General features: G+C 43.4%; 19 protein-coding genes. 10 read left to right on the forward strand and 9 right to left on the reverse strand.

The window, feature by feature from the left end; all coding sequences use genetic code 11:
- Positions 1 to 42 precede the first annotated feature (42 nt).
- Genes ureG through PSE83_RS16110 form a run of 7 tightly spaced genes read right to left on the reverse strand, consistent with a single transcriptional unit; the run spans position 43 to position 5,054 of the window.
- Positions 43 to 660, reverse strand: coding sequence for an urease accessory protein UreG (gene ureG / locus PSE83_RS16080; protein WP_004257918.1), 618 nt, complete (start codon positions 658 to 660; stop codon positions 43 to 45).
- Positions 661 to 669: 9 nt separating this feature from the next.
- Positions 670 to 1,335, reverse strand: a complete 666-nt coding sequence (locus PSE83_RS16085) for an urease accessory protein UreF (protein WP_112307492.1) — start codon at positions 1,333 to 1,335, stop codon at positions 670 to 672.
- 21 nt (positions 1,336 to 1,356) lie between these two features.
- Positions 1,357 to 1,833, reverse strand: coding sequence for an urease accessory protein UreE (ureE, locus tag PSE83_RS16090; RefSeq protein WP_164565472.1), 477 nt, complete (start codon positions 1,831 to 1,833; stop codon positions 1,357 to 1,359).
- 23 nt (positions 1,834 to 1,856) lie between these two features.
- Positions 1,857 to 3,560, reverse strand: a complete 1,704-nt coding sequence (ureC, locus tag PSE83_RS16095) for an urease subunit alpha (RefSeq protein ID WP_004257909.1) — start codon at positions 3,558 to 3,560, stop codon at positions 1,857 to 1,859.
- Between the two features lie 2 nt (positions 3,561 to 3,562).
- Entirely contained in the window at positions 3,563 to 3,886 is a 324-nt protein-coding gene (locus tag PSE83_RS16100; protein WP_004257906.1) for an urease subunit beta, read from the reverse strand.
- An 8-nt stretch (positions 3,887 to 3,894) separates the two neighbouring features.
- Positions 3,895 to 4,197, reverse strand: a complete 303-nt coding sequence (locus PSE83_RS16105; protein ID WP_004257904.1) for an urease subunit gamma — start codon at positions 4,195 to 4,197, stop codon at positions 3,895 to 3,897.
- Positions 4,198 to 4,217: 20 nt separating this feature from the next.
- Positions 4,218 to 5,054 (reverse strand): urease accessory protein UreD, encoded by an 837-nt coding sequence (locus PSE83_RS16110; protein WP_004257903.1) that lies wholly within the window; start codon positions 5,052 to 5,054, stop codon positions 4,218 to 4,220.
- 414 nt (positions 5,055 to 5,468) lie between these two features.
- On the opposite strand from PSE83_RS16110, the gene PSE83_RS16115 reads away from it, so the two are divergent.
- From PSE83_RS16115 to PSE83_RS16140, 6 genes are all read left to right on the forward strand, one after another.
- Positions 5,469 to 6,359, forward strand: a complete 891-nt coding sequence (locus PSE83_RS16115; RefSeq protein ID WP_004257901.1) for an AraC family transcriptional regulator — start codon at positions 5,469 to 5,471, stop codon at positions 6,357 to 6,359.
- Positions 6,360 to 6,599: 240 nt separating this feature from the next.
- Complete coding sequence (locus PSE83_RS16120; protein ID WP_239982658.1) at positions 6,600 to 8,153, forward strand: ABC transporter substrate-binding protein; 1,554 nt, start codon at positions 6,600 to 6,602, stop codon at positions 8,151 to 8,153.
- The gene (locus PSE83_RS16125; protein ID WP_004257896.1) at positions 8,153 to 9,121 is read left to right on the forward strand and encodes an ABC transporter permease; all 969 of its coding nucleotides are present in this window, start codon (positions 8,153 to 8,155) and stop codon (positions 9,119 to 9,121) included. The genes PSE83_RS16120 and PSE83_RS16125 overlap by 1 nt, the downstream gene beginning before the upstream one ends.
- A complete protein-coding gene (locus PSE83_RS16130; RefSeq protein ID WP_164565470.1) occupies positions 9,118 to 9,930 on the forward strand; it encodes an ABC transporter permease in 813 nt (270 codons plus the stop codon). The genes PSE83_RS16125 and PSE83_RS16130 overlap by 4 nt, the downstream gene beginning before the upstream one ends.
- Complete coding sequence (locus tag PSE83_RS16135) at positions 9,924 to 10,700, forward strand: ATP-binding cassette domain-containing protein (RefSeq protein WP_096864051.1); 777 nt, start codon at positions 9,924 to 9,926, stop codon at positions 10,698 to 10,700. Before PSE83_RS16130 ends, PSE83_RS16135 begins: the two co-directional genes overlap by 7 nt.
- A 14-nt stretch (positions 10,701 to 10,714) precedes the next feature.
- Positions 10,715 to 11,308 (forward strand): ATP-binding cassette domain-containing protein, encoded by a 594-nt coding sequence (locus PSE83_RS16140; RefSeq protein ID WP_164561286.1) that lies wholly within the window; start codon positions 10,715 to 10,717, stop codon positions 11,306 to 11,308.
- A gap of 32 nt (positions 11,309 to 11,340) precedes the next feature.
- Here the strand turns inward: PSE83_RS16140 and PSE83_RS16145 are convergent, their stop codons facing one another.
- A complete protein-coding gene (locus PSE83_RS16145; protein WP_172767403.1) occupies positions 11,341 to 12,885 on the reverse strand; it encodes a S8 family serine peptidase in 1,545 nt (514 codons plus the stop codon).
- Between the two features lie 258 nt (positions 12,886 to 13,143).
- Here PSE83_RS16145 and PSE83_RS16150 point away from each other — a divergent pair, with 258 nt between their 5' ends.
- Positions 13,144 to 15,201 carry a TonB-dependent receptor family protein gene (locus PSE83_RS16150; protein WP_164565468.1) on the forward strand — a complete coding sequence of 686 codons (2,058 nt, stop codon included), beginning with the start codon at positions 13,144 to 13,146 and terminating at the stop codon, positions 15,199 to 15,201.
- A gap of 39 nt (positions 15,202 to 15,240) precedes the next feature.
- Here PSE83_RS16150 and PSE83_RS16155 read toward each other — a convergent pair whose 3' ends face one another.
- Positions 15,241 to 15,957 carry a Crp/Fnr family transcriptional regulator gene (locus PSE83_RS16155; RefSeq protein WP_094961080.1) on the reverse strand — a complete coding sequence of 239 codons (717 nt, stop codon included), beginning with the start codon at positions 15,955 to 15,957 and terminating at the stop codon, positions 15,241 to 15,243.
- A gap of 95 nt (positions 15,958 to 16,052) precedes the next feature.
- On the opposite strand from PSE83_RS16155, the gene PSE83_RS16160 reads away from it, so the two are divergent.
- The 3 genes from PSE83_RS16160 to PSE83_RS16170 are packed head-to-tail and all read left to right on the forward strand — an operon-like array spanning position 16,053 to position 18,890.
- Positions 16,053 to 17,141, forward strand: a complete 1,089-nt coding sequence (locus tag PSE83_RS16160) for an ABC transporter substrate-binding protein (RefSeq protein ID WP_272660981.1) — start codon at positions 16,053 to 16,055, stop codon at positions 17,139 to 17,141.
- The gene (locus tag PSE83_RS16165) at positions 17,134 to 18,153 is read left to right on the forward strand and encodes a FecCD family ABC transporter permease (protein ID WP_272660982.1); all 1,020 of its coding nucleotides are present in this window, start codon (positions 17,134 to 17,136) and stop codon (positions 18,151 to 18,153) included. The genes PSE83_RS16160 and PSE83_RS16165 overlap by 8 nt, the downstream gene beginning before the upstream one ends.
- Entirely contained in the window at positions 18,150 to 18,890 is a 741-nt protein-coding gene (locus PSE83_RS16170; RefSeq protein WP_004257851.1) for an ABC transporter ATP-binding protein, read from the forward strand. Before PSE83_RS16165 ends, PSE83_RS16170 begins: the two co-directional genes overlap by 4 nt.
- Positions 18,891 to 18,918: the final 28 nt, after the last annotated feature.

An 18,918-nucleotide genomic window follows, 5' to 3' on the forward strand; every position in this document is an offset into this window, starting at 1 on the left:
GAAAACGCCCTATAGATAAAACCTATAGGGCGTCCAAATTTATTAACGTCTTAACATGCCTTTATCGATGATAAATTCGATAATGGTCTCTAAGCCGACTTTTTTCTTTAAGTTAGTAAACACATAGGGCTTTACTGGTCGCATTCTTGCGGTATCGGCTTCCATCACTTCTAATGAAGCGCCGACATACGGAGCAAGGTCAATTTTGTTTATCACCAGTAAATCGGAATGGGTGATCCCTGGCCCACCTTTACGTGGAATTTTTTCGCCTTCAGCAACATCAATAACATAAATGGTTAAGTCTGCCAGCTCTGGGCTAAACGTCGCGCTGAGGTTATCGCCGCCGCTTTCCACAAATACGATATCAAGATTTTTATGGCGGATGGCTAACTCTTCAACTGCCGCTAAATTCATTGATGCATCTTCACGAATAGCGGTATGAGGGCAGCCGCCAGTTTCAACACCAATAATGCGGTCTGCATCTAGTGCTTCGGCACGGGTTAAAATTTTGGCATCTTCTTGGGTGTAAATATCATTGGTGACAACGGCAATTTGGTAAGTGTCGCGCATGGCTTTACATAACACTTCTAATAATGCGGTTTTTCCTGAGCCAACCGGCCCACCGACACCAATTCTTAAGGGTTGATTATATTCTTGCATAGCATTTTCTCATGAACGAAAAAGTCGTGTGTATTGGGTTTCATGCCGACTACTGGCAATAATTTGTGCAGGTGTAAAACTACCAATATCGTCTAATGGCCAGATTGCCGATTGCGCAACCACTTCGGGTATGCGCTCAGCAAGGGTAAATAAAATATTTTGCCCCGCGCTTTGCCCTAAAGGGATAAGCTTAACACCGGACATCACCGTGTTTTCTAGCCAACCCCATGCATACGCGGTGCACAATTTTTCAACGTCAATTTGCCAATTTACCGCGGCGAGGGCGAAGGCCATTAGCTGGGTTTGTTTCACGCAGGTTTGCAGGTTAGCATCCAGTTCAATGCCTAGTTGAGGCAGCAACCGTGCAAAAGCAATTCCTCGTTGTCGCTCTTCTTGGCGTAGTTCTTTGGTTTCACGGCTGGCAATCATAAATTCACACCAATATTTCACCGCTTCAATATCACCAAGGGAAAGGGAAGTCTGAATTTGCCGTAAAACGGGAAGCTCTAATGTTGCAATGGCATGCGTCATTTGTGCGGTTAGCCAGCCTGCAAGGGTATCGGGTGTTGTTACCCAACCTTTTTCAATCGCCCATTCTAAGCCTTGTGAATAGGTAAACGAGCCAACAGGTAAAGAAGGACTAACTAACTGGTATAAGCGCAGATCTGCTAACATAGGCACACTCCCTGAACCTGATTAGTGATGGTGATCATCGTGGCCGTGATGGTGGTGATGACCACTGGATGAGCCGCCATAAGCCCCCGGTTCCGGTTGGTATTTTTCTAAACCGACACTAACCGTAGCACCTAACCCACGCGCCATATCATCTAACACATGGTCATGAAAATAACGGCACCAACCCGCTTCAATTTGCAAAGGAACATGGCGGTTGCCTAAGTGATAGCAAACGCGGGCGAGCAACAGAGCGTCATCGCTGTAAACGGTAGAAACTTGCTCTTTCGCGGCTTCGATTGTGACTAACTCACCGTCTTCAGTGGATAAAACGTCGCCTTCTTTCAGGATGGTTCCACGTGGCAAAAATAGCCCCGCTTCTTGCCCATCACTTAAGGTAACTTTTAAACGGCTTTTGGTGCGATCATCCATGGTTAAGCACAGGGTTAATGCGCTTGGTGAATGGGGTTGTGGGGCAACCACTTTAATAAATTTTTTCATTTTCTGGCTCTTTTAATTAGGGGTCAGAATAAAAAGTAACGTTGTGCCATCGGTAACTCAGTCGCAGGTTCGCATACCAGTGGGATACCATCGGCTTTGACGATATAAGTTTGCGGGTCAAGTTCGATATGTGGCACATAACTGTTGTGCACCATAGAGGCTTTGCTAATGTTTCGGCAGCCTTCAACTCGGCCTATTTGGCTCTGCAAGCCTAATTTTTCAGGGACACCTGCTTCAATACCTGCTTTTGACATAAAAATCATTGAGGTATGGTATTTTGCTTTACCTAATGCTCCAAACATCGGGCGGTAATGTACAGGCTGTGGTGTTGGGATTGCGGCGTTAATATCTCCCATTGGCGCATAGGCGACCATTCCCCCTTTCATAATTAGGGCGGGTTTGATGCCAAAAAATGCAGGGTCCCATAATACGATATCAGCTAACTTGCCTATTTCTATCGAACCGACTTCATGGGCGATACCGTGAGCGATAGCGGGGTTAATGGTGTATTTCGCCACATAACGTTTGATACGGTTATTATCGCTTTCTGGTGTGTCACCTTCTAAAGTTCCGCGCTGTAATTTCATTTTATGGGCGCACTGCCAAGTGCGAGTGATAACTTCACCAACGCGACCCATGGCTTGTGAGTCTGAAGACATCACAGAAATTGCGCCCATATCGTGCAAAATATCTTCCGCAGCAATGGTTTCACGGCGAATACGAGATTCCGCAAAAGCCACATCTTCTGGAATTGATGGGTCGAGATGGTGGCAAACCATTAACATATCCAAGTGCTCATCAACGGTATTGATGGTGTATGGCATAGTTGGGTTGGTCGATGCAGGCAGAATATTCGGTTCCCCGACGGATTTGATCACGTCAGGGGCATGGCCACCGCCAGCACCTTCCGTATGAAACACGTGGATCACTCGTCCTGCAATGGCCTTCACGGTTTCTTCATAAAAACCGCCTTCATTTAACGTATCTGAATGGATAGCCACTTGCACATCCATTTCATCAGCCACACTCAAGCAGTTGTGAATAGCCATTGGGGTAGCACCCCAGTCCTCGTGAATTTTTAAGCCAATGGCACCCGCTTCAATTTGTTCGCGAATCGCTTCGGGCCTACTGACGCAGCCTTTACCAAATAGCCCGACGTTGATCGGTAGTTCATCAACGGCTTCTAACATGCGGTACATATTCCAAATGCCGGGGGTGACGGTGGTGGCATTGGTGCCAGCAACAGGGCCAGTTCCACCGCCTATAAAGGTGGTAACACCGGAAACAAGACCTTCTTCTGCTTGTTGTGGGCAAATAAAATGGATGTGGGTATCAACGCCGCCCGCGGTGATAATTTTACCTTCGCCTGCAACTACTTCGGTACCGGGGCCAATAACAATATCGACATTGGGTTGAACATCAGGGTTACCTGCTTTACCAATCCCCGCAATACGGCCATTTTTGATCCCGATATCCGCTTTAACAATGCCCCAATGGTCTAAAATAATGGCGTTGGTGATTAGCACATCGACACACAGGTCACTGGTGACTTGGCTTTGGCCCATGCCGTCACGAATAACTTTACCGCCACCAAATTTGACCTCTTCACCATACGTGGTGAAATCTTTTTCGATCTCTAGAAATAATTCTGTATCAGCTAAGCGTAAACGGTCACCTGTTGTTGGACCAAACATATCTGCATACGCTTGACGAGAGATTGTTTTCATTATTAATTCTCACTCTCTAATTTACCCATGACTTTGCCATGGAAACCATATATTTCTCGCTTGCCGCTAAAAGCCACGAGTTCAACTGTGCGGCTTTGTCCTGGTTCAAAACGTACTGCCATGCCCGCAGGGATATTCAAACGAAAACCGAGTGTATTTTCGCGTTCAAATTTTAGGGCGTCGTTGACTTCATAAAAATGATAGTGAGAGCCAATTTGAATCGGGCGGTCACCATGGTTGGCAACTTGTATCGTTTGGGTTTCTCGGCCTGCATTTAGTTCGATATCACCCAAAGCGTGGTTGACTTTAATTTCACCGGGGATCATTTTGTTACCTATACAATCGGGTCGTGAATAGAAACCAGTTTTGTGCCATCAGGAAATGTACATTCCACTTGGATGTCTTTGATCATTTCTGGCACGCCTTCCATTACCTGCTCTGCGGTTAACAGGGTTCGGCCTTCGCTCATTAATTGGGCGACAGTTTTACCATCACGTGCGCCTTCCATAATCGCACAACTGATCAGCGCGACGGCTTCAGGGTAATTGAGCTTTAGCCCACGGGCTAAACGCCTTTCAGCAACGAGGCCTGCTGTAAAAAGCAATAATTTATCTTTTTCTCTTGGGGTTAATTCCATTTTTTGCTCCTAAAAAACGTTTAAGTTGCCCAAATACGCGGTGGTTCTGGGCAATAACCTAACCAATATTGTCTTGTTGTCTGCCAAATATGGGCAAAGCAAGCCATCATTGGCTCGGTTTGAGAACCTAATAACCGTAATACTAAAATGCCGTCTACATCAGTTAGCCCATATTCAAGCGGTCTCACTTCCGTAGAGAAAAACACGGCCAAACTCTCGTGAAGTTCAGCTTTTAACTCATCGCTGGCGGGGTAGATATACAAGGAGCCGACCATAGGAAATTCACGCATGACCGCTGATTGTTTTTGCGAACCTTCGATAAATATGGATTCCGCCAAGGTGAGTTTGTCATCAATATAAAACTGAAAGCGGCCCCGAATATCACCGTTGTCGAATTGCTCGTTTAATACTGGGCGCCCTAAACATTGTATTTCCCAGCTGATAAATTTTGATGAACTAGCGATTCGAACGTGGGTCTCTAAGCGAACTTGAGCCTCAGGGAAAAAAATATTTTCTTGAGGTAGCCATTCTAAGAACCCATTGGGCGCAACAGTTAATGTTTGTACTTGTCGTGCAATACCGCCCGCACTGCGATAAAATTTTGTCGCACCGGGCGTGGTCAATAACGCATGGGCGTGTGGTTGAACATCAATATTAATAAGGAGTTTATCCCCCCCGACAACGCCACCGGGTGGATGAAGTAAATAGGTGTGTGCAATTCCTTGCTCGGGGTAGAATGGCCGCTGAACCATTAAAGGGCCGATATGTTGTTTATCCGTTAAGCGGGTGACGCCACGTTTTAGTTCATATCGTAAGAAGATTTCAGCTAACCAGCCTGATCCTGAAAAATCAGACATACTTTCTCCTGCAACTCAGTCAACTAAAAATACGCGAACATGTTTAGCTATACCCCAGCCAAAATTGGGTATTTGTGATGTAAAAGCTAATGCAAGTAGGGTAGGATGTGAATGAACGCCAAAAATCATTATTATTATGCAGTGTCGTAGGCTGCATGTGTATGCCGCGCGATTCTACACCTTATATCGAAAATTGCCTTTCAATTAAACAGCATTTTATTTAGAAAATATAACAACCATCAAAATAACAGTAAAAAATGAGCGTATATCTATATTGCGATTTCAACGCAACCGGACTATATTCTCAGCCGCACTGATATAGAGCTGATATGTTTTGTTTCATTACTTTATATCTATTCAACAATCCCTTTTCTTGGGAAGTCATTCTGACATTAACAGCAGTTTATAGAGATTATGGAATATAAATTCTTTCTTTCAGAAAGCCAGATGGTGTTAAAAGCGTTTTATATTGAAAGCGCGATGATAGCCATGCTAACTGGCGCGAAAGGAAATATCGTGATCAATGGCCAATCCATTGAAATTGAAAGCGATGTCACCTTAATTATTCCTAAATACAGCCAAGTTTCCTGCAATATTGTGTGTAATACCGTGAAGCAGCCGCTTGAGTTGCACACGTTGTCGATGTCAGCAGAAGAATTACAAGCGGTATTTTTATTACTGAAAACATTGATGAAGTCCGGTGCGCCTCTGACTAGCCACCAACCCATCTACCATATTTCTCCCCCAGAAACTGTGAGAGATAACTTTAGTTTGCTAAAACAATGCTTACCATTAAAAAAACAGAGTGCATCCCAAGAAGCATTGTTAATGAAACAGAGCCTATATTTTATTTTAATGGCGATATATCAAGAAGGTATCGATATTCTGAATCTTTTTCGTTTCAATTACGATGAACCGAAAAACCAAGCGATCACCCATTTGATAACCCAAGAACCGCAAAAAAAATGGCATTTAGACGATGTTGCGAAAGCGTTATTTACGACCCCTTCAACGTTGCGCCGCCATTTGAACCGCGAAGGGGTGTCTTTTCGCCAATTATTGTTAGATGTTCGCATGGGGATGGCATTGAATTATTTAACGTTTTCGAATTATTCTGTTTTTCAAATTAGTCATCGCTGCGGTTTTGGTAGCAATGCTTATTTTTGTGATGTCTTTAAGCGAAAATATAATATGACACCTTCTCAGTTTCGGTTGCAATCAAGGCAGTCGAACGACCCTAATTTTATTACTAATTTGTCCTTGCGATCTAACCCAATTGAATTTGACAAAGAAATTGATGAGTAGTTGTTAAGATAGGTCAAATAACCACTTAATTTTGACGGTTTCTCTAATAAATTCGCTGTTCTATTGATGTAGCGCCTAGCAATCAGGGCATTAAATTTAATATAACTCATATTGGTTACTCTACACATAGCGAATATCTCACCGATAGCGACACCAATGAAAATAACGGCATTGGTGGTTTGAAATAAAAAATAAAACCTATCTATAGAGGGATGTATGATTAAAAATATCGTTGCAGCAATGTGCCTGATGGGGCTCACACTGCAAGCTCAAGCCGTGGAACCTACTCAATCACAAACCTTACGTTTAGCTATTGGTTCAGAGCCCACTGAAGGATTTGACCCTATGCTTGGGTGGAGCCATGGCAGCTATCTACTGTTGCATAGCCCATTATTGAAACAAAAGGCTGACCTCTCATGGCATAGCTATATGCTTGAAAGTTATCAACATAATGCCGATGGTAAACAGTGGACACTTAAGCTGAAAAAAGGCTTAAAATTTTCCGATGGCTCACCATTGACCGCCAAAGATGTGGTTTTTACTTATAACAATGCCGCGGCAAGTGGCGGTAAGGTGGATATGGGCAACTTTGCCAAAGCAGAAGAAGTTGACCCGCTAACCGTGAAGATCACGTTATCTTCCCCACAAAGTACCTTTGTTAATGTACTAGGCTCGCTAGGGATTGTTTGTGCAGATAAATATGATGCGAAAACCTATGCACATAACCCGATTGGCGCAGGCCCTTATCGCTTAGTCGCATTCCAGCCGGGGCAGCAATTGATTGTCGAGCAAAATCCGTATTATGCAGGGCCAAAAAATGACTTTGGTAAAATGGTCTTTGTCTTCCTTGATGAAGATGCGGCCTTTGCTGCGGCACAAAGCAATCAACTGGAAATCGTTCGTATCCCTGCCGCAGTAGCAGCGAATGCTAATGATGTGAAAAACATGAAATTGGTTGAGCGCTATAGCGTGGAAAACCGCGGTATCTCTTTCCCGATTCCACCCGCGGGTGAGAAAGATGCTCAAGGTAACCCTATCGGTAACGACATCACTTCTGATGTTGCTGTCCGTAAAGCGATTAACTATGCACTTGACCGTAAACTATTGGCAGAATCCGTATTAGAAGGCTTTGCCGTACCGGCTTATACTGGCGTCGCAGGGCTGCCATGGAATAACCCAGACTCCGCTTTTAAAGATGGTGACCTTGAGAAAGCCAAATCTATTTTAGAAGGGGCAGGGTGGAAGCTGAATAAAGAAGGCCTACGTGAGAAAAATGGCAAAGTGGCGAAACTGACATTATGGTATGCCAGTGGTGATACCACACGTCGTGACCTTGCTCAGGCAATCCGTTCAAGCTTAAAACCGATTGGTATCGAAATGGATTTAAAATCGGGAAGTTGGGAAACCGTTGAGCTACAGATGCATGCTAACCCAACATTGTTTGGTTGGGGAAGCTTAGACCCGATGGAAATTGTCCATAATTACAGCAGCAAAGCAGCTGGTGTTGGTTTTTATAACCCCGGTTATTATAAAAATGCGGCAGTTGATGAACTAATCGAAAAAGCGTTAGCACAAGCTGACCAAGAGGCAGCGATTCCATTATGGCAACAAGTGGATTGGAATGGTAACACGGGTGTTGGTATTAAAGGTGATGCTCCATGGGCTTGGTTAATGAACCTGCAACATATTTATTTGCTGAATAATTGTGTTGATTTAGGTACTAGTGCCCCTGAAATTCATGGTTCTTGGTCAGTATTAAATAATGTCGATGAATGGGCGTGGACCTGTCAGTAATGCGAACCGCACTCGGGCTTTTATTGCGATTTATTTGTTTATTAACCGTAACGGCAGCGGGAATTTTTATCCTGCTGAGTTACTCGCCTATCGACCCAATAAAAGCCTATATCGGCAATGACTTACTGCATGTTCCCCCTGAGCAATATGCGCTAATTGCCGCGCGATGGGGGCTTGATCAGCCATTATGGGTACAGTTCTGGCGTTGGTTTTCACAAGTGTTACAGGGGGATTTTGGCTATTCCATGCTCTATAACACCCCAGTAATTCAAGTGATTGCTGACCGCCTTGTGCCTTCTTTAGCTCTACTTATTAGTTCTTGGCTGTTCTCTGGAGTTGTTGGTTTTGCGTTGGGTTTAGTGGCTGGGCGTTATTTAAACCGCTGGCCAGACAAACTCATCTCAACATTATGCTATTTACTGGCTTCAATTCCTGTTTTTTGGGTAGGTTTGCTGTTGTTGTCTTTGTTTGCGGTGACATTACAGTGGGCTCCGATATGCTGTGCTTGGCCGATAGGCTTGGATGAGCAAACGGCAACATTTTCACAGAAACTTCATCACCTAGTTTTACCTGTCATTGCGTTGGGTATGTTAGGCGTGGGTAATATCGCATTGCATACACGTGCCAAAGTTGTTGAAGTGATGAGCAGTGAATTTATTCATTACGCACAGGCTCAAGGGGATAATGGTTGGTCGATGATTGGGTTTCATGTACTAAAACATGCTATTACCCCGGCAATTTGTTTACAGTTTGCTTCTATTGGTGAATTACTAAGTGGGGCATTATTAGCAGAAAAAGTATTTGCCTATCCAGGCTTAGGTCAGGCGACGATTGATGCAGGGTTGCGTGGAGATATTCCGTTATTGATGGGGATTGTCATGTTATGTGCCGCGATAATATTTTTTAGCAATACGGTAGCTGACAGCCTACTAAAAAAAGTGAATAAGGGAGTGATGAGAGCGTCATGACATATAACCCTAATCGCGCTTTATTTAAGTTAGCTTTTTCGTTGCTTTTGCTGGTTGTTGTCAGTATCTATGCGTTTGGTCTCTCCCTCAATGATATTGAAATGAATTTACTCGATAGGCGTTTGCCACCTTCGTGGGCGCATCTATTTGGTACAGATAATTTAGGGCGTGATTTATTTGCCAGAACCTTTCAAGGTGTGGCAGCAAGCTTGCAAATCGGCCTTATGGCAGCGGTTACCAGTGGTTTTATTGCACTTGTCATGGCCGGTTTATCTTCAATAAGCAAAGTGATGGACTATGTAGTGCGTGGCGTTATTGATGCCATGTTGGCATTGCCACATCTTTTATTACTGGTATTGATTTGTTTTACGCTGGGTGGCGGAAAAATGGGGGTGATTTGGGCCGTTGCACTGACGCATTGGCCAAAATTAGCCTTAATTTTACGTTCGGAGTTACAACGAGTTAGCCAGTCAGATTATATTATGTTATCTCAACGTATTGGTAACAGTGCGTTTTACCGCTGGCGTTATCACTATTTACCGATGATTTTGCCTCAATGGATGGTAGGAACGTTGTTAATGTTTCCCCATGCGGTTTTACACAGTGCGGCGTTAAGTTTCTTAGGCTTTGGTTTATCGCCCCATGAGCCCTCACTGGGTATTTTATTGTCCGATGCATTGCGTTATCTCAGCACAGGAGCTTGGTGGCTGGTGGTTTTCCCAGGCATTGCCTTAGTTGGGCTAGTGTTATTATTTGACCAATTTGCTAAAGCCTTGCAGCAGCTTTGGTTGAAGGGGGCCGTATGTTGAGTCTTGATAATCTCACCGTGGATGTCGCGCAATTTCGTTGGTTAGGGCGCAAGCGTTGGGCTCCGTTACTACAAGGGATTTCATTGGATATTCAGCCCGGTGAGATGGTTGCACTGGTGGGTGGGAGCGGGGAAGGTAAAAGCTTGTTATTACAGAGTGTTTTGGGGTTACTTCCCCATAATATGCGCTGTCGTGGTGGTATTCACCTTAATGGTAAAAAACTGACCGAACAAAGCAAAGCGCAACACCGTGGTAATACATTATGCTATATACCTCAAGGGGTTAGCGCACTTAACCCATTAATTCGTATCGGCCCACAATTAGAACGTGCCGCAGTGTTAAGTGGGCAGCATATTAAAATGCACGATGTTGCACGGCACTTACAGCAATATAATTTGCAAAGCTCACTAGTGGATAGCTACCCAAACCAGTTATCCGGTGGAATGGCAAAGCGGGTACTCGCCAGCAGTGCGACACTCTCTTGCGCGCAATATATTTTAGCGGATGAAATTTCATCATGGCTGGATGATGACCATGCTACACAACTGCTCGAAAACATTAAATCGCTTTGCCACGATGGCCGAGGTGTTTTATGGGTCACCCATGATTTATCCATGGCTGTACGTTTTGCTGACCGTATTGCCTTATTGCGTAACGGAGCGTTGGAAGAAGTGTTAAGCAGCCAAAAGCTACAACAAGGCGGCGGTGGAAAATGGCTGCAATCGTTGTGGAATGCGTTACCGGAACATCAATTTATGGCAAGTAAATGAGTATCACTGAACCTATTTTACAAGTAAATAATTTATGCATTGAACAAGGTGGGCAGCGGCTGTGGGATGGCTTTAGCTTATCACTGACTAGCGGTGAACGTCTTGGGATATCTGCGCCCAGTGGTTTTGGGAAAACCACGTTGGGCCGAGTATTAGCTCAGTGGCAAAAGGCATCCCAAGGAACCATTTTGTTTGAAGGGCAACCGTTACCTCAACAAGGTTATTGCCCAATTCAATTAGTCCCCCAACATCCCGAAAAAAGCTTTAACCCCTATCGCAAGGTGGGGGCGAGTTTATTTGATGCTTGGCAGCCAGAAACCCATTGGTTAGAGCGCTTTTCGATTAAACCTGCTTGGCTTGAAAGGCTTCCCAGTGAGTTATCGGGTGGTGAACTTGCTCGTATTGCGTTACTGCGAGCCCTTGACCCGCGAACGAAAATTTTAATTGCCGATGAAATCACCGCACAGTTAGACGCCAATTTGCAAAAAGAAATTTGGCAGTTGTTACTGAAATTATCCGAAGAGCGACCACTCGCAATGGTTATTTTTAGCCATAACAAAGCGTTATTAGAGAAAGTGTGTAGCCGGGTTATCTCACTAGCCAAATAATAGGCCGACATTATGGCTTAACGATAACAGAATTATTCAGTAATTTGGGCAAGCTTATCAATTTCGTTTAATAACTGATTTACATTGGGCCGATAGCCTATCCCATCGTTAACACCTTCCGTATAGGTCGATTTTCTTATCAGTTCGCGCATTCCCCACGCTGACAGAATAATTTGATGCTGTTTAGCATAGCTTTGAATTAATGCGAGTGCACCTGAACATAGTGGTGTTGCACTCGATGTTCCTGAATAACGGTCGGTATAATTGCGTTCATTGCCGGGGTGTTTTTGTAGTTTTCCATAGCCTGTGGTGGTCACACTCCAATCTCCCCATGAATTAATCAGTGAGCTTGTTTGATTATAATTTGAAAAAAGCGCACGTTTCCCTGTATGGTGGTAGCAAGCGCCTACTAACATGCTGCCATTGTCACCGAAATCATCCATAACCTCGGGTTTGCTTAAATCCAAGCCACCATTCCCTGCTGCTAGAAGAACGGTTGCACCTTTATCGACCATAATTTTAATTCTTTCCCACCAATTACGGATGGATGTGATAGGAAGCAATTTATTCTCAATGCGAAATTGGAGGTCGAAACTAACAATGTCACCCGGCTGAGTATCATCCGTAAGTTGATCCAAGTCGTCGGTATCATAGAAATAAAATTGGCAACCATGTGCAATGCCAGTGACACCAAATTCATTTTTAGTCGCAATTATGCAACCTGTTGAAGCGGTACCATGGTTACAATCTTGCGTTTCAGGCCGACTACTTACCACAGCAAGGTTTGCATCTTTAAAGTCTTCGTGGTTTTGGTATACACCAAAATCCATATGGCGAACAACCGCTAGCGAGCCATCAATATTTTTTGCCCATGCCTCTCTCACATTCATGCCCATTGGTGCATCTAAATATTTTTGTAACTCGGTGAAATCGGGGGTTATCTCATCACTGCTAATATTTTCTTCAATAGTTTGGCTATTTATAGGGAGTTTGGGGGGGTGGTAGCCTGTTGTGTTGGGGCAGATGCAGCAGTAGCTGACACAATCTAATTTTTCAAGCCGTTGCGATAGTTCAAGCAAATCGTCATAATTATTTTCTCCATAAAGGTTAAAATATTCACATTGCGTAACGGAAGAGCGAATATTTAATTTAATCAAAATTAATTTTGAATTAACTAATTCATTTGATAAAGCATCCATAATAAAATGCGAACTTTTTATTTCAGATTTAATTTCTAAAAAATATTTATCAATCCCATCTATTTTATGGTTGATGGTTTTCGATTTTACTTCTGCTTTAATTTTTTTATTGATTTTCTGATGGGGAAGACGATAGCTAACAGGGCTATCAATTAAGTGTAAAATATTTTTATTACTATCAACAAATGAGATAGTTACATGGTAGTTTCCCGATTTACCTACCTTGAAAAGATAATGGTCATTATTAGTTGATATGGTTTCTATATTTTCATTATCTAAAAATAAGCTAATGGTGACTGTTTTTTTGTTTCCATTATCAAAATTAACGACAATGCCATTTGAATCCTTATCGATAAATTTAAAGGTTTTTATATTCATATATTCTCTTTTTATATAACATATGTTGATATGTTTTTAATTATTTAAGCATTAGGTTGGGTACGTTATTTAAAAGTGAAAATGAATTTATGACAAGATTGATAATTTAATAGAATTTAATGGAAACTATAATTTTAATATAAATAATAAATTAATTTATTTTGGTTTTGACAAATGTCATAGGGATATCTAAACCCATCCTCTATTTTAAACCCCTTAAATGAAAATGATAACCATTACTGTTATTGGGGTGAATATATGTCTTATCGTTTAAAACGGCACCAATTGGCGCATTGTATTGCACTCACTTTAGGTATAGGAACTTTGGCGACACCAATTGGGTTCGCTGCACCAGCAGTGACATCGGACAAACTGATCGTCACGTCTTCAACAGGTCAAAGCCGTTTGTCACCGAGTGAACAGCAAGAAAAAGGCAAGCTTGAAAAAGTGGCTGGCGGAACAAATTTAGTTGTTATCGAAAAAGAGACTCGCCTTGCGACCTTACAAGATGCTCTTGATTATCAGCCAGGGCTAGTGATTCAAAATTTCTTTGGGGGGATTGACCAGCCACGTTTGAATATTCGTGGGTCTGGAGTACAAAGCGCACCGCTTGCTCGTGGTGTATTGCTGCTCCAAGATGGCTTACCTGCAACAGATGCAGACGGCAGTTTTCACATCAGCACCTTAGAAATGCGTGATGCGCGGATGGTGAGTGTACGCCGCGGCGCAAATAGCCTTAACCCACAAAGTAATAGTTTGGGAGGTGAATTGGATGTGCTCTCTTACACGGGTCGAAACGAGCAAGGCCGCCTACGTTATGAGTACGGCTCCCATGGTCGCGAAGGGTTACAAACGGCATTTGGTGGCGTTTCTGACGATGGGGTATTTGATGGTCGTGTTAATTTCACTTATGACCATTTTGATGGCTATCGCAAACACTCTGCTTCTCAACGTAAAACGTTACGCAGCAACTTTGGTTATGTGACTAATAATTTTGAAAACCGAACTTGGTTGAGTTGGACAGATTTGCGCTTTGACGTTGCGGGGCCTGTTTCTGAAGAGGTACTCAATAATAACCCTACAGATGTGTACCCGATGGTGTGGCTACGTGACCCACACCGTAATGTTGAGCAATTCCGAGTGGCTAACCGCTCTGACTGGCAAGTGGATAACCAAGCGATTGGCGCTGGAGTTTGGCACATTCGTACTCATGATAATTTTACTACTCCCGCTTACTACCGTTTTAGCCGCAGCCACAGTGAAGGGCTACAATTCACCTATAATATTGAAACTGAACCCGTGACATACCGTACGGCACTTGCATGGGACCAAATGACCTTGCAGACTGAATTAATGCAAAACCGTAAAGGGACACCGGCAGACAAAACAAAAATAGGCAAATATGATGGCCGAGCTGAAAACCTCTATGGCAGTGTGGGGGTAGACTTACATATTACACCAACAGTGACAGTTAACTTAGATGTCAAAGGTACGCATGCACGCCGTGACGTAGAAAAACGGCAAAGTCATTTGTCGTTAGACCAAAGTTGGACATTTTGGACACCAAAAGCGGGGGTTATTTGGCGCCCAACGGAAAGCCAGCGCTACTTTGCTAATATCAGTGCGAGTGAAGAACCTGCAACATTTTGGGAAATTATTAACTCTAGCAATGGAAAACTGACGAAACTCTCACCACAAAAAGCCATTACTTATGAAATTGGTGGAGAAGGGGATGTCACTGATGGGTTGAAATGGAACCTTGCGCTGTACCGCAGTCAAATTAAAGATGAGTATATTACCACTTATGACAGTGCAGGGACGGTTGTTGGCGTGTTTAATTATGCCGCGAAAACCCGCCATCAAGGCTTAGAAGCTGGGCTGACAGGACGTGTTGGCGCAGGGCCGGGGGATATCAATTACCGAGTTTCATGGACTTATAATGATTTCCGTTTTATGGGGGGAGAGTATAACGGCAACTATATCGCAGGTATTCCTCGCAATATTGTCGCTGCCGAGGTGTTATATGAAATTGGGGATTGGAGCTTCGGGCCAAATATTCATTGGGCGCCAACGGATATGGCTGTTGATCACCAAAACAATCTCGATATTCAAAAACGTAAACATTACGCCGTATTAGGGCTTAAAGGTAGCTATAAACCAACAGAGCAGTGGTCTGTGTATTTATCGATGGATAATTTAACGGATGAACGTTATGCGACAACATCAGTTGCTAATCAGACCGTCACAGCAAAAGATAGCACCTTGTTCCCCGGTATGGGCTTTAATGTGAATGGTGGTGTAACCTATAACTTCTAATAATGAATAAACGCATTAATATTCGTTAATGCGTTATTCTTAAAATGGGCGCTGTGCAGAAATAGATAATTTCGTTAAGTAGTTTTCATTATGGATATGCACAGTGTCTTTCTCGATATCAATAAACCCTTTTTGCCGCCACCCAGAAACTAACCGACTGAGTGTTTCGTAACGTATGCCTAATTTAGCCGCGAGCTGGCCCCGAGATAAAGGCAAAACAATATTTGAAGTCAGTTGCTTATGCTTTAAATCGAGAATATAGGCCGCTAGCCGTTGTTCAGCAGAACTCGAAGTTAGCCAGTCGATATGGTTAATGTTCTCATATAGTTTGCTACTAAAACGCCTTAGCAGTTTCTCCATAATTTGCGGGCAGGCATGGCATAGTCGTAAAATATCGCGTTTATCAAGTAGCAAAGCTTCACCGTCGGTTTTTGCCCGTAAACTCATGGGATAACGGTTGTGAGGCATAAAAACGGCTGCGATGGCAACAATTTCCCCCGTACAAAACAAACCAAAAATTTTTTCTTCACCCAAATAGGTGTGGCGATACACTTCTATTTGCCCACTGATCATCAAGGGGCAATGCTTAAATGGTTCCCCTTCATGGTTCAGAATTTCACCACTTTTAAAGCGAATATGGCCACAATTTTCCAGCAGTAATGCCAGTTTCTCATCTTCTACCCCATTAAACAGTAAGCACGATTTAAGGGCATTGAGTGATTGTGCATGGGGGAAAACGTTTTTGACAAATGTCATAGGTCATCCTCTTACGCCGTCTTAGAATGGCTTAAGTATAAATGATAATCATACACATTATCAATTGAGATGTTAGCAGAGAGCTGAATAACCCTATGATAAATAATGCTTTTAGACTCGCCGCCGTTTTTCTAACTTTCGGTGGAATAGCCAATGTATATGCATCACAAGCTGTTGATTTCACAGATATGTCAGGTGATAAAATTCATTTATCATCCCCTGCAAAACGTATTGTTGTGATCCCAATTCCTGCCGCTTCGATGTTAGTTGGCATGGATGAAAGCAGTGAAAAATTAGTCGGAATGCATCCCTTTGCAAAGGTTGCTGCGCGAGATGGCATGCTAAGCCAAATGTTTTCTTCTGTTTTACAGGTGAATTCAAATGTGGTGGGTAACAATTTTACGCCAAACATTGAAGCATTACTTAATGTGGAGCCCGATTTAGTGTGGCAATGGGGGCATAGAGGAGATGACATTATTTCTCCTATGCGTGATGCAGGGCTCACCGTTGCTACGTTAGATTATGGGCAAGAACGCTATACGCAAGAGTGGGTTCGCCTAATGGGGCAAACACTTGGCCACAATGATAAAGCGCAAAAGATGATCCAGTGGCGGCAACAAGTTGTCGATGCATTATCGGCAACCACCGCTAAAATCCCAGAAGCGCAGCAGCCCCGAGTCCTGTATTTATCCCATTTTAACCAGAGTATTCAAACATTTGGCTCAACATCACACAACAATGCAGATTTTGCACTGGCGGGTGGGGTGAGCTTAAACCGTGACCTCACTGGGCCAAGAACCCTCAATATTGAGCAAATTCTGGTTTGGGACCCTGACATTATTCTATTAGGTAATTTCGAAGAAGGGTTATCGCCAGCTGATGTTTACCGCAACCCTATGCTAAGTGAAGTCACCGCCGTGAAAAACCAGCGTGTGTATAAGCTCCCTATTGGTGGTTTTATCTGGGATGCACCAAACCAAGAAACACCACTGTACTGGCAATGGTTATCGATGATTTTTCACCCAGAAACGATGAAAATGCCATTGCGTGAGGAAATTCGCCTTAGATATCAGCAACTTTATGGCTATGACGTGTCAGATGAGCAAATTGACGGAATTTTGCAAATAGAGATGAACAAAAGTAGCCAACACTACCTTTCTTTAATGGGGGAACCGCATGCGTAAGCCCCAATATCTTTGGTTCGTTTTTGCCATTTGCTTATTGTTGACTTTTGTTTTGGCCCTAAGCTGTGGGCGTTACCCAGTTTCGTTTTCCGCGGTTTGGCATATTCTCTATGACACTATTTTTGGTAATGAAATGATGGGGAACTATAGCCGAACGGAACAAAATGTGGTGCTGAATGTGCGCTTACCGCGTGTTCTGTTAGCAGGAACGGCAGGGGCTGGGTTGGCGGTTGCGGGGGCGGCTTTGCAAGGTATTTTCCGCAACCCATTAGTTGGGCCGCAAATTATTGGTGTTTCATCAGGGGCTGCATTGGGTGGCGCGCTAGCTATTTTATTATTTTCTTCTTTGTTGGTCACCATTTCATTGGCTTTCATCGGTGGGTTGCTAGCTATCGTGCTGGTTTTCTTATTGGGTTTGAATCGCCAAGGCAGCCAGCTATTAATGTTAATCCTTGCGGGGGTGATTATTAATGCTTTTTTTGCCGCATTAATTTCGTTAATTACCTATTTTGCAGACCCAAATAACACGTTACAAACCATTGTTTTTTGGCTTATGGGCAGCTTTGCCAGTGCGTCTTACCTCAAACTCAATATTGTTTTTCCTGTGGTATTAGTCTGTGTCTTGGTCATTTTTGCGCTGCGTTTTCGTATCAATGTGCTGTCTCTTGGGGAAGAAAATGCACAAGCCTTAGGGATGAAAATTAATAGAACCCGCTGGGCTGTGTTACTCAGCGTAACCTTGATCACCAGTGCGACAGTGGCGGTATCCGGCACCATCGGCTGGGTAGGGCTGATTGTTCCACATATTGCACGGCTAATGGTGGGGCATGATCACCGGATATTACTGCCTGCCAGTGCGGTCATTGGTGGGATTTATATGGTAGCTGTCGACACCTTTGCACGCAGTATGACGAATGCAGAAATTCCATTAAGTGTGATCACCGCACTGATCGGCGCCCCTATTTTTGCACTACTGATCCACACATTGAATAAAAAGGTGGCCGATTTATGATCCAAGTTGAACACCTTAATTTCAAAATAGCCCAACGCCAATTATTTACGAATGTTAGTTTTCGGCAACCAAAGGGCAGTATTGGTGCGATTTTAGGGCCAAATGGCCGCGGAAAAACAACTTTATTAAAACTACTACTCGGCTTACAAAAAGGATCAACAGGCAATATTTCCCTAAATGCACCCGTCGCTTATGTTCCACAGCTTAGTGGTTCACTGTTTCATTACTCTGTTCGCACTATGGTGAGTCTCGGGCGTATTCGTCATTTACCTTGGTATGCCTCACCCAATGAAAAAGATAACCAAATTGTAGAGCAGTGTTTAGCGTACTTAGGCATAAGCAAATTTGCTGACCAACCCTTTAACTGCCTCAGTGGAGGGGAAAAACAAATGGTCATGATTGCGAGGGCATTAGCCAGCGAACCAGAAATTCTGATTCTTGACGAACCGACATCCGCATTGGACCTTGCCAACCAAGACAGTGTGCTCAGCGTCTTACGTGACTTAGCCATACATCGCGGAATGACTATCTTATTCACGAGTCATTATCCACAGCATGCGCTGCATATCGCTGATTATTCACTGTTGTTATTTAACGGCAGCGGTTGTTTATTTGGTGAAACTGAACAAATTTTAACAGAAGAAAACCTGACACAACTGTACCAATTACCCGTCGCAATTACGCCAATGGATTATCAAGGCCGGCAGACCCAAGGGGTCATTCCGCTATTTAGATAACTGAATGAAAACGATTGAATTAAGGAAT

It is taken from the genome of Providencia sp. PROV150, assembly GCF_028481025.1.
GTDB classification, from domain to species: Bacteria; Pseudomonadota; Gammaproteobacteria; order Enterobacterales; family Enterobacteriaceae; genus Providencia; species Providencia hangzhouensis.